Here is a 16,805-nt window from a genome sequence, read left to right on the forward strand (position 1 = left end):
AAAATATTATAGTCGTGTTTTGCGTAAAAAAAATAAGGGAGGATTTTCCAATATTAAAAAGGAAGGTTAATCGACAAGATTTAATATACTTTGATAATGCAGCTACCACACAAAAACCATTATGTGTAATAGATTGCATCGATAGCTTTTATAAAGAGGAAAGTTCTAACGTTCACAGAGGTGTTCATACCCTAAGTCAAGAAGCTACCAACAGATTTGAACTATCTAGAAAAACAGTTCAAGAATATATAAATGCAAAACACTCCCATGAGGTAATATTTACTAAAGGAACCACCGAAAGTATAAATTTAGTGGCTAGTTGTATTACAGGGCAAATAAAAAAAGGTGATGAGATAATAATATCTCATTTGGAACATCATTCAAATATCGTTCCTTGGCAGATGTTGTGTGATAGGACAGGCGCTATTTTAAGAGTAATTCCAATAGAAGACTCAGGAGAGCTGATTTTTTGCGAATATGAAAAACTATTATCTGAAAAAACAAGTATCATAGCTATAAGCCATGCTTCTAATACCTTAGGGGTGATAAATGATATAAAAAAAATAATTGATAAAGCTCGCCAATACGATGCTAAAGTACTCATAGACGGAGCTCAATACGTGGCTCATCTACCAGTAGATGTTCAGGATTTAGATGTAGATTTTTATGTCTTTTCTGCCCATAAAATGTATGGGACCTCTGGAGTCGGAGTTCTATATGGCAGGGAAGAAATTTTAGATAAGCTGCCTCCATATCAAGGAGGAGGCAATATGATAAAAGAAGTCTCTTTTGAGAAGACTACATACGATTGTCTTGCTAATAAATTTGAAGCTGGCACACCTAATATAGAGGGTGTTGTAGCTTTTGAAAAAGCTATTAACTATATAAGTGGTATAGGGCTAGAAAATATATCAAAATACGAGGATGAATTACTCTATTATGCCACTGAAAAATTACAGAGCATAAGTGGATTAAAGATATATGGAAGGGCTGTTGAAAAGATAGGGGTTATATCTTTCAACGTAGATAAGATACATCACTACGATTTGGGTTTGATCTTGGATAAAATGGGCATTGCTATTAGAACAGGACATCATTGTACGCAACCCATTATGAAACGATTCGATATATCTGGAACAGCTAGATTATCTCTTGCTATGTATAACACTAAAGAGGAAATAGATAAAATGTCAGAAGCCCTTGTAAGAGCTATAAAAATATTATCCTAAGTATTATTATTTAAGGTTCAAGACAACTTAAGGGGATTTTTTCTTATCCATTTTAACATACAAAAATACAAATTTTCATTTCGATAATTAAACCTCAATTCCACACTCTTTTAGATGATAATAAAACTTGTGCTTATGGACTCCTCTAAAACCTGGATAATCGAACTTTACATAGTCCCCAAAAATTCTCAATTCCATTAATGTGATTTACTCCTTTAGCAAATTCATTTTCACTATGTTTTACTCTATAATGCCTCTTATAACCATAGTTTACCAAGCCGTCATAAGACTTAAATCCATCAGTATAAATTGTACTTTCTTTACTTGCTCTGCTCTCTATAATAGGCATTATTACTGATGATGAGCAGTTTTTTACAATTTGTGTATAAACTTTACCCTCTCTCTTTAACATACCAAATACTGGAACTTTTCCTCCTGATCCTCGTCCCCTTTTTCCCCTAACTCGTTTAGCTCCAAAATAACTCTCATCTAATTCTATTTCCCCTTGATTAAAGGGACTTTCTTCTTCGCATTTTTGAACAATTAACAAACGTAATTTGTCAAAAATTTTGTTGATAGTATAACGACTTACATTAGTCAATTTACTAACTTTTTTCGCTTCAATATCTAGGCAAAATAACCGTAAAATAGACCTGAATTTTGCCTCAGAAATTCTTGAACGAATTATATACTTGTTTTTCATAGATAACATAAGGGGTTACACGCATGTAAATTTACCTTAAGTTGTCTTGAACCTTATTTAATCATTATTTTCGTCTGTAAATCAAAATAGTTTTTTATGAAATTAACGCCCTTACGATTGAATTTGTTTTTGATATACAAAATTCCTTTAGCTTTTTTATCTGGAACGAGAGTAAAATTTTTAAATTTTGATAAATCTGTGGTGGGGGTAAAATATAGATGGATAAATCAAAATCCTTTTAGATCTATGTATTGGGCAGTGCAAGGAATGGCTTCTGAATTGTCTACAGGAGTGTTACTTATGAAGTATATAAAGAGAAGTCATAGAGATGTATCCATGTTAGTGATAGGTCAAAAAGGTTCTTTTATGAAGAAGGCTAGGGGGAGGATCACCTTTACCTGCTTGGATGGCAACCTTGTAAAAGAAGCCATATCTAAGTCTATATCTACTGGAGAACCACAGAAAATAAATATGGTTTCAGAGGGTGTAGACCAAGACAATAACACTGTCTCAAAATTTGAATACCAATGGAGTATAAAAGTTAAATAAAGTCTAGTAGAGTTTAAAATTTCAGCTTTTATATTTAAAATAAAAACGGATGCTAATTTTCAAATTGGCATCCGTTTTTTTAATAATTTCCTTTAACTAAGGGCATTACAATTTCTACTCTGTTAAAAATGGGTATCGATAATTTTTAGCAGGGATAAAAGTCTCTTTAATCAATCTAGGACTGACCCATCTCAATAAGTTTTGAGCTGATCCTGCTTTGTCATTTGTTCCCGATGCTCTCGCTCCTCCAAATGGTTGTTGACCTACCACAGCGCCTGTTGGTTTATCATTTATATAAAAGTTTCCAGCGCTATTTGTCAATTTTTTTGTAGCGTATTCAATAGAGTATATATCTCTAGAGAAGATAGCTCCTGTAAGAGCGTATGGAGACGTCTCGTCTACCAAGTCTAATGTTTTTTTCCAATCTTCATCATTGTAGAGGTAAATGGTAATTATAGGGCCGAAGAGCTCCTCGGTCATTGTAAAATACTCTGGGTCATTAGATTCTATAACAGTTGGTGTTATAAAATATCCTTTAGAATCATCATAAGTGCCCCCAGCTATGATGTTTACGTTTTTGTCATTTTTCACTCTATCGATTACAGCAGAAAGTCTATCAAAAGACTTTTTATCTATAACAGCATTTATGAAATTTGAAGTGTCATATGGGCTGCCTATTTTCATAGAATTAACATCTTCTATTAAACTCTCCTTAATCTTAGCCCAGAGACTTTTTGGAATATACGCTCTTGAAGCAGCTGAACATTTTTGTCCTTGGAATTCAAAAGCTCCTCTAGAAATAGCCGTTACAACTGATTGTGTGTCGGAAGATGGATGTGCCCAGATAAAATCTTTTCCTCCCGTTTCGCCTACTATTCTAGGATATGATTTATATATGTTGATGTTTTCTCCTATAGTTTTCCAAATCTCTTTAAAGACAGAGGTAGATCCTGTAAAGTGTACTCCAGAGAAATGAGGGTTTTTAAATACAGTTTTAGCTGTTTCTTCTCCATCGGTCAAGACCATATTTATCACTCCATCTGGAAGCCCAGCTTCTTTAAACACATCTAATATAACCTGAGCTGAAAATATTTGATTATCAGATGGCTTCCAAACCACGACATTTCCCATTAAAGCTACACAGGCACATAGATTCCCAGCTATTGAGGTGAAATTAAAAGGAGTTATAGCATATACAAAGCCTTCAAGCGGTCTGTATTCCAACCTATTCCATATTCCTTCAGAAGACTCAGGTTGCTCTCTGTATATATTACTCATATATTCTACGTTGTATCTGAGAAAATCTACAAATTCACAAGCAGCATCTATCTCAGCTTGATGTATATTTTTAGATTGGCCTATCATAGTAGATGCGTTTATCTTAGCTCTATACGGGCCCGCTATCAATTCTGCTGCTTTTAGGAAAATACTAGCTCTGTATTCCCAGCTTAGATTAACCCACTTTTCCCTAGATGCTAAGGCATTGTCTATGGCCATTCTCACATGTTTTTGGCTTCCTCTGTAGTAATGACCTATTATGTGTCGGTGATCATGTGGAGGAGATATAGCAACCAAATCTTCAGTTATTATTTTTTCACCTCCTATACACTGAGATATGGTTATACCGCCTTGGTAATAAGATTGGTATTGATCTAGAACTTCTTCTCTTTCTAAGCTTCCCTTATCGTAATCTCTTACTGGTTCATTTACAGCTATTGGAACATTGAAAACTCCTTTTGGCATTGTCTTAAGATTAAAAAATTAAATTGAGTGGACTTAGGCAAAGGTATGTTTTTTAAAGTCTATTTTTTATAACCTATAGGTAACTATTTGAGATTATTTCACTCTTAAAACAACCTCAGTCGATGATTATCAACTTTCAGTAAGTTTTTGGAAAGATAGAGCCAATACCCTCATTGATAGACTCTGCTAATATAAAAGGCGTATCTCTTTTTATTAATACAGCTTTTAAAGGAAAAAAGAGGCTTGCAACATGTTAAAAATATGAGTTCTATTGAACTTGAAAAAGCAGGGATAGGATAGTAGCAGTTATATAAAAAATTAAACTACTGCTATAGTTTACAATAAACATTTGTTACATTTGCTGCAATGTCATAGCGATATTGCTGAGAAATCACGGAGGGTATTTTAATAATTTTTAATTATGACGAAGGAAGAATTTATTGATACTATTAAACAGTTTATTAATACTGTTAAAGAACTTATTGATACCATTATAAAACTAGCTTATAGTATTAAGGAACTAATTTATAGTGCTATAAAACTAATTTTTTGCTTAATAGCTACACTGCTTATAATAGAACTTTTTCTATTATTGTTTGGCCGCTAATATCATAGCGATATTGCTGATAAATCACAATACACGCCCTTGGGAGTAACAGATTTCAAAGCACTGAGCTACTTTAAAAATAACGATATACTGTATTTAGGGAAGTTCGTAACAGATGAGGATACCAAGATACGATTAACGAAATACATAAAAGACAAGTACTTAGATAAGAACCTACAAGATAAGAGGTAATGCTATGACCGCAGATATCTTCGCAGAGTCCTTTGAAAACCTCCTTAATAGCTATGCTTATAAAATAAACAGGATAATATCCACCACGGTGGATAAGATGAAGAACATGGCAGATGTAAATAATCTGCATTCCGCACATATTAAAAAATTTAAGGTCTTACTTGTTAATGATGAGTTTCAATGTGATTATTGCTCACATATGAAAGACAAGGTATTTTCAATAAGTCTTTGAAAAGATAGAGCCGATACTCTCATAGATCCAGACCCCACTAATAAAAAGGCCTGTCTCCTTTCATAAATACAGCTTTTAAAGGGAAAATGGGGCTTACAACAGGTTAAAAATATGAGTTCTATAAATAAATCAATTCATAAGAATACCAAAATATTTATTAAGCTAGTATTGATATGATCTGGATTGTCAATACTGAGGATTAAACAGATATGATTTATTTAGATATATTGGCTAGAGAATAAAAAATCATATTTCAATATGTTGACAAAGACATACGGTAGCGCCCTATATGGGATTAGCGCATATATAGTAACAATAGAAGTAGATATAAATCGAGGGGTGGGGTTTTATCTAGTCGGTTTGCCAGATAATGCAGTAAAAGAGAGTAGCAAGAGGATATATTCTGCTCTTCAGAACAATGGCTTTAATTGGCCAGGTAAGAAGATAACCATAAATATGGCTCCTGCAGATATAAGAAAGGAAGGGGCTTGTTATGATTTGAGTATAGCTATAGGTATTTTAGTCTCTTCCAAACAGATAGAAGCTCTAGAATTGGATGAGTATTTAATAATGGGAGAATTATCTCTAGACGGAGATCTACAACCTATAAAAGGAGTGTTGCCCATAGCATTAAAGGCCAAAGAAGAAGGCTTTAAAAGGTTGATTGTTCCAAAACAAAATGAAAAAGAAGCAGCTATAGTAGATGGAATAAGTGTTTATGGGATGAATAATATCGTCGATGTAGCTCAGTTTTTGTCAAAGAAGAAATCTATGGAGCCCTATGTGATAGATATTAAAAAAATCCTTGGAGAAACTTCCAGTAAATACGAATTTGACTTTGAAGATGTAAGAGGTCAAGAAAGTGTAAAAAGAGCATTAGAAGTGGCTGCTGCAGGAGGACATAATATCATTTTAATAGGATCTCCAGGCTCGGGCAAAACTATGATGGCAAAGAGATTACCATCTATATTACCTCCCTTAACTCTAAGCGAAGCATTGGAAACAACTAAGATATATAGTGTTACTAAAAATATAAAAAAGAATATTTCTATTATGACAGAACGCCCTTTTAGGTCACCTCATCACACCATATCTGATATAGCATTAGTAGGTGGAGGAAGTTATCCACAGCCAGGCGAAATATCATTAGCTCACAATGGAGTTCTCTTTTTAGACGAGTTGCCAGAATTTAAAAGGAGTGTCTTAGAAGTTATGAGACAACCCTTAGAAGATAGAGAAATAATCATATCTAGAGCTAAGTTCACAGTGATGTATCCCTCTAGTTTTATGCTTGTAGCTTCTATGAATCCTAGTCCTTCGGGATATTTTCCAGATACAAATAACAACTTTAGTTCATCGCAATTAGAAATGCAACGTTATTTTAGTAAAATATCAGGTCCTCTTTTAGATAGAATAGATCTTCATATAGAAGTCGCTCCCGTGCCTTTCGAAGAGTTATCAAAAGATGAAAAGTCAGAGAATAGCAGTGAAATAAGAAAGAGAGTTGTTAGAGCTAGAAATATACAGACAGAGAGGTTTCAACATTGCGATAATGTCAATTACAATGCTCAGATGAACAAAAGACACATAGAAGATTTTTGCAAATTATCAGATATAGAAAAAGATCTTTTAAAAAGAGCTATGGATACTCTAAATCTATCAGCCCGTGCGTACGATAGAATATTAAAAGTGTCTAGAACGATAGCTGATTTAGAAGGTTTGGAAAATATACAAGTCAGACATCTCACCGAAGCCATACAATACAGAAGCTTAGATAGAGAAGGATGGATGAGATAGAAAAAGATAGAATCATCTTTGATTTTTTTATCTATATAGTTCATTTTAAACCAGACTATTCATAGTCATATAAATTTTTCAGGTTAAATCTATCGTTTTTATAGAGTATTTCCAAGTAATTGTCAATTTAACTCAGGTTATAAACAATGTATTTTTATTACTCATTTTTGGGGAATATCTAAAGTGGTCTAGATTTCGTTAAAATCCCTTAAAATTAACACCTAATATCAAATATGAAATATAACCATGGATAATCCAGGTTAATCAGGGAACATGATTCTCAGTTATAAATTAGTCCAATGACGTGCTAACCTAGGTGCAGAATGGTACAGTAAACAATCCAATAAGCACCTTTGATCGGCATATTGATGGTGATAAAATCTAACAAAATGTGTTGACGATTATGCTTCTAGAAATGCCTTTAATTCTCCAAATAATTCTGTAGCGTTTTCCGCATTTATGTCCTCATCCGCTGCTTTGTATGCTTCATTTATTTTATTTTTTCCAGTTAATCTTGCACCTAATTTATTGTTCAAATATTCCTCAAGATTAGGTGACAATTGGATACCTTTCTTAGATTCTAGTGTATTCTCAAGAAGCTTTGAGTTGTCCAAAGCTTCATCTTCATCCCATATACTGAAATACTTTGTTATCCCCATTGCAATGCATAATCCCGTGAAGTAGGACACACCACCTTTTCCATTACAGCTGATGATAGAAATACCATTCCTATCTAAGTCTATACCCCAATGCGATTCAATAACATGGTGCAAGAATATTTTATCTGAATCACCTTCAACTAGAACTACTTTTTTAGCAAAGAATATTTCGTTTCTTTCAGTATTGAAATGTGAGTAGATTTTGAACCGCTGCTTTCCTGCTTCAATTCTATTAATGAAATTATTATTCTTTTTGGTATTTATTGTACCATTTTCTTTGTCCTTGGTAAGAATTTCTATTTCGTATGCTCTAAGGGCATCAATGAAGTTTGGGTTGTGTGTAGTATAGAGTATCTGAGAGGTTTCTGTAATCTTTTGAAAACTCTTATACAGTGCTCGCTGAGCTTGTGGGTACAAATAAATTTCGGGTTCTTCAATTCCAAATATTACATTACCACCCATAAGCTCTGCATAAGTTTGGAATATGGAAAGTAATATTAGATTTTGCATTCCAGAACCCACCTCATCAGAATCAAATATTTTTTTCGAATCGTTTTCTGTAAGCGTAATTTGCAGTGTTTTATAAAACCAGTTAAGATTGTAGATGTTCAATTCTGGCTTCATCCCAGAAGCGAGTCCAACTGAGTTGGTGGCGCAATGACTGGTAAAAGAATCTGCAAACTTCTTGAATGTAAGACTGTCTTTATCAAAATCTTTTTCTAAGAATTGTCTGGGCTTATCCATATGTTCTTTAAATTCATTCCTTAACTCCTTCTCATCACCTTTGTAATGATTTACATAATTCTTATAGACTTCACGCATTAGTTTCCCTAGTAATGTCCAGTTGGTCACTCTTAACTGACTATTCAAATCTCTATTCGATGGTATGTGAATGAAATGACATTTTCGTTTAAATTCATCACTGACATAATAATCTTTTGTGTCGTCATTATTCTTTAGGCGTACTTTACATTTGAATTCTGGGTACATTTTCATGCACAAAGTGATATAGTCTATTTTGACAGTATTCTCATAATACGAATGTTCGATGGGGGTTTTAAAGTCAACTCTGATTTTGATAGGTTTATTTGTATTATTGAATAGCTCTTTTGCAACCTTAGCTTTGGTAGCCCACCCTTCACCTAAAATTAAATCTAAAGCCTTCAGAACATTTGTTTTTCCTACACTGTTTGCACCAATCAATGCACATAGAGGGTTTGGCTCAATATAGATTTCTTTAATCGATCTAAAATTGACAATACGAATACTCTTTATCATTGCTAATTAACACTTTGTTGAAGCCGATAAATTTAGAAATTAAAACACAAAATATCCTACGTAGATATACCTAAGAACTAATCAATCATTAATTGCTTTATTCGCTCTATTTCTTCCAGAAGTGGTTGCAAGAATAGACTACCCTCGTTGTTCATCATATTACGATATTGTTTCTTCCCACTGTCAACTGTAACGGGTTTTGTTGAGGTATTATTTACACTACTTATGAGGTCTACAGACCTGTTTGTGACCCTTTAGTTGGATGATTGGTCATTCTTTTGGTACCTATAGAGATTTTCTTTTTTGTTTTAATAGATTGTAACTGATTGTTTACAAAGTTCCGAAGTAGATTACCACTATACATGTCATATTTTGCTTTTTGTTCCATATCGGATGGAGCATAGTTTTCGAAGAGTTATCAAAAGATGAAAAGTCAGAGAATAGCAGTGAAATAAGAAAGAGAGTTGTTAGAGCTAGAAATATACAGACAGAGAGGTTTCAACATTGCGATAATGTCAATTACAATGCTCAGATGAACAAAAGACACATAGAAGATTTTTGCAAATTATCAGATATAGAAAAAGATCTTTTAAAAAGAGCTATGGATACTCTAAATCTATCAGCCCGTGCGTACGATAGAATATTAAAAGTGTCTAGAACGATAGCTGATTTAGAAGGTTTGGAAAATATACAAGTCAGACATCTCACCGAAGCTATACAATACAGAAGCTTAGATAGAGAAGGATGGATGAGATAGAAAAGATAGAATCATCTTTGCACTTTTTACCTAAAAGAGTGTGAATGTAGATTTAATTATCGCAATGAAAATGTGTAATTTCGTCCGTTAAAATGGCTAAGAAAAAATCCCCTTAAGTTGTTTTGAAACAATATTAATATCAAACTCAGGTTTTAAATTTACTGGCTTAAAGATGATCTCTAAACTTTATAACAATATAACAACAATGGCGATAAGATTTTGTTTGATTGTAGTATCCATGTCTTTTTTTTGTTCCTGTTCTATACCTAAAAAAAATAAGTATAAAAATGTGATGATCTATTCCGAGTTAGAAGGGAATGGATGGCTTGGACCTTGTGAGCCTCATATAGATATAGATACTACCAATACAAAAAACATGATAGTAGGTGCTGTTTTAGATTGTTATTGTTACTCTTTTGATGGAGGTAATACTTGGGAAGTAGAAAGGATTATGTCTTCTACATCTGAAGAGGAGTCTAAAGCATCAGCATCCGCTTATGGATTAAATGGTGAAATATATGTCTCATGGTCGTATGATGATAAAATATATTTTAATAAGAGTTTAGATAATGGAAAGTCGTGGTTATATAATAGCAGCCTCGTTATATCTGAACAAGAAGGAGGAGGAAGTCAGAATATATTAGGCATGGGTAAATGCCATGAATTCACTCAACTTGAAAATATAAATTCCTATCACGATGGCCAATATTTTAAGAGTTTAGACGATGGGAAAGCTTGGTTTTACGATGGACTTGTCATATCTAAACAAAAAGGAAAAAAAGGTCATATATCTGGCATAGGTAGATGCAATGGCTTTCCAGTTACATGTGTAGATAGAAGTGATAGTAAATATAGAGGAACTATTTATGTAAACTGGAGCGATCAGAGAAATGGAAGCGACAATACGGATATTTGGATATCTAAGTCTACAGATCAAGGTGATAATTGGTCTGAGCCTATACGGGTAAATCAGGACAACACTAAGTCTCATCAGTTTTTTACTTGGATGAGCGTCGATCCTATCACTGGATACATATATATAGTTTATTACGATCGAAGTAATTACGAAGGTTTAAAAACAGATGTAAGTCTAGCCATTTCTGAAGATGGTGGTATTACATGGAAAAATGAAGTCATATCAGAAAAACCATTTGAAGAAATCCCTGAAGATGTCTTTTTTGGAGATTTCAACAATATCAGTGCTTATAATGGTGTTATAAGACCTGTGTGGACTCGTTACGACAAAGAGACGGGTTTGAGTATATGGACTGCAATTATAAATAGATAATTTTTTTTCATTTTTAAAATATTTTGAATCAAAATTAGATGCGTTTTTTCTATTTAACTAATAAGTTATTTGTTAAAAACACTTAAAAGGCTTGATCTTATTAAGATTAAATAGAATTATATTTATAGTCATTTGAATATCTCTGTGTAAAAAGTGTAAAATTTCGACTAAATAGCTTCACGAGTATATAAAATTGATTAAGTAGTCACACCGACAACCTCTTAAATCCCAATAAATTCAAGGGGGTGAGCTTTTTTATTAATTCAACTCAGGTTATAAATATTGTTAATTTTGTTTTTTCTGATTTATAGTATAAATGTTAGGAATACAAAATCCCACCGAGACAAAATTTTGGAAAAAACTACAGGAGCATTTTGTTTCTATCAAGCCAGTTCATATGAAGGATTTATTTTCTAATGACGAAAATAGATTCGAGAAACTATCTGTGGAATTTAATAATATACTCATAGACTATTCCAAAAATATAATAACACAACAGACTTTAGATTACTTGTTTAAACTAGCTGAAGAGATGAATCTGTGTAGTGCTATTGAGAAGATGTTCCATGGGGAAAACATAAATTTTACAGAGGGCAGATCTGTTCTTCATACCGCCCTTAGAAGTAGAGATAGTAGTAGTTATTATTTGGGTTGTGAGAGCATATATAACGATATAGAGAAGGTATTAGAGCGCATAAAAAAAAATAGCGAATCAGTTATTTCTAAGGAGTGGAAAGGGTATTCTGGCAGACATATTTTAGATGTAGTACACATAGGGGTAGGAGGGTCTAGTGTTGGAGTCACAATGGTATGTAAAGCTTTAGAGTGCTATAAAACGCGTCTGAATATACATTTCATAAACGATATAGATGAAGCTTATATAAGGGGTGTGTTAGATGATTTAAACCCTGAAACTACACTTGTTATAGTTGCATCTAAAACTTTTACTACTCGAGAGACTATCATCAATGCCAATTTAGTAAAGAAGTGGTTTTTAGATACGGCCAAAGATGAGAGTTGTATATCAAAACATTTCATAGCGGTAACGGCCCATATAGATAAAGCACTTGAATTTGGTATTTGTAGAGAAAATATATTTGAGTTTTGGGATTGGGTTGTAGGTCGTTATTCTCTTTGGAGTTCTGTAGGGTTAACTATATCTCTGTACATAGGATTCGATAATTTTAAAGAATTACTCAGAGGAGGTCACCAAATGGATGAGCATTTTAGAAACACTCCAATTAATAGAAATATTCCTGTGATATTAGCTCTGATAGGCATTTGGTATAATAATTTTTTTGGAATGGATACCGAAGCTATTTTCACGTATAATAGATGTATGAAATATTTTGTTCCATATATTCAACAGTTGAGTATGGAGAGCAATGGCAAATGTGTAGATAGAAGTGGTAAACGAGTAAATTATCAAACAGGTCCAGTTGTTTGGGGGGGCGATGGCATAATTGGGCAACACTCTTTTTATCAATTAATCCATCAAGGAACTAAAATAATACCTTCTGATTTTATAGTTGTAGTAAAGCCTTTTGATAAAAAAAACAATTACAGCAAAGAGTTGATGTCTAATTTCTTTGCGCAGACAGAGGCACTTATGATGGGAAAAATAGATAGTTCTACACAAGGAGATTCAAAAAGTGATGAAATAGGGATAGATGATAACAAAATAAATTGTACAAAGCCATTTAGTCTATTTGTGGGAAATAGACCTAGTAATTCTATTATGATAAAGGAGCTGACTCCTAGGAGTTTAGGTAGTCTTATAGCTATGTATGAGCATAAGATATTTACCCAAGGTGTGATATTAAACATTTTCAGTTTTGATCAGTGGGGTGTGGAATTAGGTAAAAATATAGCTGTTGATATATTGGATGAGTTAAACCATGAGAGAAAAATACAATCTCATAACAGTTCTACAAATGGACTTATAAATGCGTACAAACAAATAATATGAGTATAAAAGTTAGTGATTTAAGTAAGTATTTTAATGGGAGAAGGATATTAAACGGTGTATCTTTCGATATACCTAAGGGAGAAATAGTAGGATTGTTAGGTCCTAATGGAGCTGGTAAGTCTACACTTATGAAGATATTGAACGGATATATTTCAGCATGTGATGGCGTAGCGGAGTTAGCGGGCTTTAATGTAGAGACAGATACAGAACAAGTTCAAAACAGAATAGGTTATCTATCTGAAAATAACCCTCTGTACACGGATATGTACATAAGGGAATATTTGTGTTTTGTAGCTGCTATCTATAGAGTGGATGATTCTAAGAAAAGAGTAGAAGATATAATAGATATGTTAAATCTCAGGACAGAGCTCGACAAAAAAATATATAAATTATCTAAGGGCTATAAGCAGAGGATAGGTTTGGCTCAAGCTATGATTCACTCTCCAGAGGTTTTGATATTAGATGAGCCGACGACTGGCTTAGATCCTAATCAGTTAGAGGATTTTAGGGTTCTGATAAAGAAATTTAAAGGAGATAAAACGATTTTATTTTCTACTCATATACTGCAAGAGGTAGAATATATTTGTGATAGAATTATTTTTATAGATGGGGGAAGCATAGTTGGAGATATTAAGATGGAGGATCTTAAAAAAAATCCCCATGGAGATTTAAAAAGTATTTTTAGCAGTTTAATTAAAAATGTCAGCAGTTAACATTTTTTTCTGTCTGTTTTAATTTATCAAGACGAGTGCGTTATAGAATTTATTTTAGAGTCAGATAAACTATGTTAGAAAATTGTTTTGATAAGGAGATAGAGATATTTATAGACAGTGCTATAAGAGAGGATGTAGGAGGGGGTGATTACAGTTCTATAGCATGTGTTCCTAGAGGGCTTAAGAGTCAAGCCAAATTATTGATTAAGAGTAATTGCGTTTTATCTGGAGTCGATATGGCTAATAAAATCTTTAATAGGGTAGATTCTGACTTAGATATGGAGGTCTTTATGAGCGATGGTCAATTGGCAAAAAAGGGGGATATAGCATTTATCATAAGGGGTAATCCTCAATCCATATTGAAATCAGAGCGAATAGTTCTCAATTGCATGCAGCGTATGAGTGCTATCAGTTCTAATACTAGGGAATACGTCAATTTGGTCAAAGATTTTGATGTCTCTATTTTAGATACTAGAAAAACCACACCTAATGCCAGAGTTATAGAAAAATGGGCTGTTGAGATAGGTGGTGGGGAGAATCATCGCTTTGGGCTCTACGATATGATAATGCTAAAAGATAATCATATAGACTTTGCAGGAGGTATTAAAAAGGCTGTCAGTAAAGTAACGGATTACTTGAAGAGTAATAATCTAAAATTAAAAGTAGAGATAGAAGCCAGAAATGTAGATGAAGTAATAGAGATTATGAGTGTAAAGGAGGGGGTAGACAGAATTATGTTAGATAATTTTTCTTGTTCGGATACTAAAGAGGCTGTAAATATTATCAATGGGGAATTAGAGGTAGAGTCCTCAGGAGGTATAGATAAGGGTAATGTGTTAGAATATGCTCGGTGTGGAGTAGATTATATATCTATAGGAGAGCTGACTCATTCCATAAATAGTATAGATATGAGTCTCAAAGCTATACAGGGTTAGAATATTTTAGGATTGAAGTTATCTGGATTTTTAGGTGTTATGTCTCTATAGAATTCTTCTATTAAGGTCATGTCGTGTTCTACACTATCAGTTAGTTTAATTATAGGTCCTATGCCTATAATTTTCTTTTTATAATCTGCATATCCCAAGCAAACAGGTTTGTTTGCCTTTTTTGCTATTCTGTAGAATCCTGTTTTCCACTTTTCGACTCTTTTTCGTGTTCCTTCAGGTGCAATTGCAATTACGGCGTTTTTTTTGCTGTTCAAGTAAGTGTTTATATCTTCTATCAAAGAAGAGTTATCTATACCTTCACCCCTTTTAACCCCTATAGCTCCCAACCACTTAAATAAAAAACCAAAAAAGGATTTAGTGTAGTATTCCTTTATTAAAAACTTAGTTTTTATTCCAGTCCTCCATATGAAAAACAATCCTATTGGCATGTCCCAATTCGATGTGTGAGGGGCGCCTATTATAATTCCATTTGCGTTTTTGATATTTTTAAAATCTACTTTCCAACCTAGTAAAAAGAGTCCTATAGCGCCTATGCATTTTTTCATATTCATCAGTAAATTAAAAAAACTGCCTGCAAAGATGCGGAAAAAATATCCTTTAGTTCATAAGTTTTATAAAAATTATTTACTCTTCCCGAATATCTTCTTTACATTCGCGGACGGTATGTTCACTAAGATTCAAAGCGCCCTTTCGGTTAGGGCTTTTAGCGTGTCGTTTTCTGAACTTAAAGAATTGACTAAGTTCGGCCTTTCTCTCAGCGTGGTATTTTCTTCTGTATGTAGCTATATATTGGCATCAACCACCATAGATTGGTACGGCTTATTAAAGTTGATATTGGGGGGGTATCTAGTTGTGGGCTCATCTAATATATTCAATCAAATTATAGAAAGAGACTTAGATAAGTTGATGAATCGCACTAAAAACAGGCCTTTACCATCTGGTAGGATATCAGTAGATAAGAGTCTTTTTATAGGTTTTTCATTTATCAGCATAGGCTTGTGTCTTTTGTATAGCCTAAATGCTAAAGCTGCAATTTTTAGTGGATTATCTTCTATTTTGTATGTATTTGCTTATACCCCTTTGAAATCTGTGACTCCATTATCAGTTTTTATAGGGGCTTTTCCTGGAGCTATGCCCGCTGCCCTAGGTTGGGTTGCCTCTACCAATAGTTTTGGTGTTGAAGCGGGATTTTTATTCGCTTTTCAGTTTATTTGGCAGTTCCCTCATTTTTGGGCGGTTGCTATATTGTTACACGAAGATTATAAAAGGTCTGGATTCAAATTATTGCCTTCTAAAGAAAAAGATGGAGTGGTCATGTCTTTGATATTTTTATATACACTCTGTCTGATTCCCATCTCTGTGTTTCCCGTTATGGATGTGTTTAATAGTTTAAAGATATCTTATGTATCAGCTACTATTATAGCTTTATCAGGTGTTGGTTTTTTATCTTTTTCCATAAGGTTGATAGATAGAAAGGATGATTCATCAGCTAGGAATCTAATGTTTGCTGGGTTGATATATTTACCTTTGGTTCAGTTAGTTTATGTAATAAATAATCTTATGAAATAATGCTAATAACTAGAGATAAAGAGGAAAAAGCTTTAACATATAAGATGCTTTTGTACTTTGCTATGGTCAGTTTGACAATGACTTTCGCTGGTCTGACTAGTGCCGTAATAGTTAGAAGGGAGGCTGAGGATTGGATGTCTGTCCGTTTGCCTTCAGCTTTTTACTGGAGTGCTTTAGTGATTGTACTGAGTAGTTTAACGATTCATATTTCTAAGAAATATGCAGAAAAAAAGGAGGTTTCTGCTACTAATGTCTACTTGCTCATCACACTTTTTTTAGGGATACTTTTTTTTGTGTTGCAATTCATAGGGTTTGGGCAATTAATAGATGAAGGAGTATATTTCACAGGGGAAAATAGCAATATAGCTGGATCTTTTATCTATATCATAACTATTTTACACCTAGCTCACTTAGTGGCAGGAATTATATCTCTTTTATTTATGATAATTAATAATCTAAGAGGTGTTTATAGGGATAAGGGGATTTTAGGAATGTCATTGGGTAATATATTTTGGCATTTTTTAGGCGTTTTGTGGTTATATTTGGTTTCATTTTTTTATTTTGTAATATAAT

General features: G+C 33.3%; 12 protein-coding genes and 2 pseudogenes. 10 read left to right on the forward strand and 4 right to left on the reverse strand.

What is annotated here, in order from left to right:
- The first annotated feature begins 14 nt into the window (after positions 1 to 14).
- The gene (locus tag JBKA6_RS02985; RefSeq protein ID WP_096685727.1) at positions 15 to 1,229 is read left to right on the forward strand and encodes an aminotransferase class V-fold PLP-dependent enzyme; all 1,215 of its coding nucleotides are present in this window, start codon (positions 15 to 17) and stop codon (positions 1,227 to 1,229) included.
- A gap of 17 nt (positions 1,230 to 1,246) precedes the next feature.
- Here the strand turns inward: JBKA6_RS02985 and JBKA6_RS02990 are convergent.
- Positions 1,247 to 1,941, reverse strand: a pseudogene (locus JBKA6_RS02990) (IS1595-like element ISIse1 family transposase).
- Between the two features lie 87 nt (positions 1,942 to 2,028).
- Between JBKA6_RS02990 and JBKA6_RS02995 the strand changes: the two are divergent.
- On the forward strand, positions 2,029 to 2,481 hold the full coding sequence (locus JBKA6_RS02995) for a hotdog family protein (RefSeq protein ID WP_096685729.1): 453 nt from the start codon (positions 2,029 to 2,031) through the stop codon (positions 2,479 to 2,481).
- Between the two features lie 114 nt (positions 2,482 to 2,595).
- Here the strand turns inward: JBKA6_RS02995 and pruA are convergent, their stop codons facing one another.
- Positions 2,596 to 4,224, reverse strand: coding sequence for an L-glutamate gamma-semialdehyde dehydrogenase (gene pruA / locus JBKA6_RS03000; RefSeq protein ID WP_096685731.1), 1,629 nt, complete (start codon positions 4,222 to 4,224; stop codon positions 2,596 to 2,598).
- Positions 4,225 to 5,513: 1,289 nt separating this feature from the next.
- On the opposite strand from pruA, the gene JBKA6_RS03010 reads away from it, so the two are divergent.
- On the forward strand, positions 5,514 to 7,052 hold the full coding sequence (locus JBKA6_RS03010; protein WP_096685735.1) for a YifB family Mg chelatase-like AAA ATPase: 1,539 nt from the start codon (positions 5,514 to 5,516) through the stop codon (positions 7,050 to 7,052).
- 401 nt (positions 7,053 to 7,453) lie between these two features.
- Here JBKA6_RS03010 and JBKA6_RS03015 read toward each other — a convergent pair whose 3' ends face one another.
- Positions 7,454 to 8,989: an ATP-dependent nuclease gene (locus tag JBKA6_RS03015; protein ID WP_096685737.1), complete on the reverse strand. Its 1,536-nt coding sequence runs from the start codon at positions 8,987 to 8,989 to the stop codon at positions 7,454 to 7,456.
- Positions 8,990 to 9,389: 400 nt separating this feature from the next.
- On the opposite strand from JBKA6_RS03015, the pseudogene JBKA6_RS03020 reads away from it, so the two are divergent.
- The 5 genes and pseudogenes from JBKA6_RS03020 to nadC form a co-directional block, all read left to right on the forward strand.
- A pseudogene (locus JBKA6_RS03020) lies at positions 9,390 to 9,746 on the forward strand (magnesium chelatase subunit ChlI family protein); the annotation flags it as partial.
- A gap of 289 nt (positions 9,747 to 10,035) precedes the next feature.
- The gene (locus JBKA6_RS03025) at positions 10,036 to 11,034 is read left to right on the forward strand and encodes a sialidase family protein (protein ID WP_157776904.1); all 999 of its coding nucleotides are present in this window, start codon (positions 10,036 to 10,038) and stop codon (positions 11,032 to 11,034) included.
- Between the two features lie 316 nt (positions 11,035 to 11,350).
- Positions 11,351 to 13,003, forward strand: coding sequence for a glucose-6-phosphate isomerase (pgi, locus tag JBKA6_RS03030; RefSeq protein WP_096685741.1), 1,653 nt, complete (start codon positions 11,351 to 11,353; stop codon positions 13,001 to 13,003).
- Positions 13,000 to 13,716, forward strand: a complete 717-nt coding sequence (locus tag JBKA6_RS03035; protein ID WP_096685743.1) for an ABC transporter ATP-binding protein — start codon at positions 13,000 to 13,002, stop codon at positions 13,714 to 13,716. The genes pgi and JBKA6_RS03035 overlap by 4 nt, the downstream gene beginning before the upstream one ends.
- A gap of 71 nt (positions 13,717 to 13,787) precedes the next feature.
- Positions 13,788 to 14,651: a carboxylating nicotinate-nucleotide diphosphorylase gene (nadC, locus tag JBKA6_RS03040; protein WP_096685745.1), complete on the forward strand. Its 864-nt coding sequence runs from the start codon at positions 13,788 to 13,790 to the stop codon at positions 14,649 to 14,651.
- Here the strand turns inward: nadC and JBKA6_RS03045 are convergent.
- Entirely contained in the window at positions 14,648 to 15,208 is a 561-nt protein-coding gene (locus tag JBKA6_RS03045; protein WP_157776905.1) for a 1-acyl-sn-glycerol-3-phosphate acyltransferase, read from the reverse strand. The genes nadC and JBKA6_RS03045 overlap by 4 nt on opposite strands.
- Positions 15,209 to 15,326: 118 nt before the next feature.
- On the opposite strand from JBKA6_RS03045, the gene cyoE reads away from it, so the two are divergent.
- Together cyoE and JBKA6_RS03055 are read left to right on the forward strand one after the other, a co-directional pair.
- Complete coding sequence (cyoE, locus tag JBKA6_RS03050) at positions 15,327 to 16,232, forward strand: heme o synthase (RefSeq protein ID WP_096685749.1); 906 nt, start codon at positions 15,327 to 15,329, stop codon at positions 16,230 to 16,232.
- A complete protein-coding gene (locus JBKA6_RS03055; RefSeq protein WP_096685751.1) occupies positions 16,232 to 16,804 on the forward strand; it encodes a cytochrome c oxidase subunit 3 in 573 nt (190 codons plus the stop codon). Before cyoE ends, JBKA6_RS03055 begins: the two co-directional genes overlap by 1 nt.
- Position 16,805: the final 1 nt, after the last annotated feature.

The sequence above is a fragment of the Ichthyobacterium seriolicida genome (assembly GCF_002369955.1).
Lineage (GTDB): Bacteria > Bacteroidota > Bacteroidia > Flavobacteriales > Ichthyobacteriaceae > Ichthyobacterium > Ichthyobacterium seriolicida.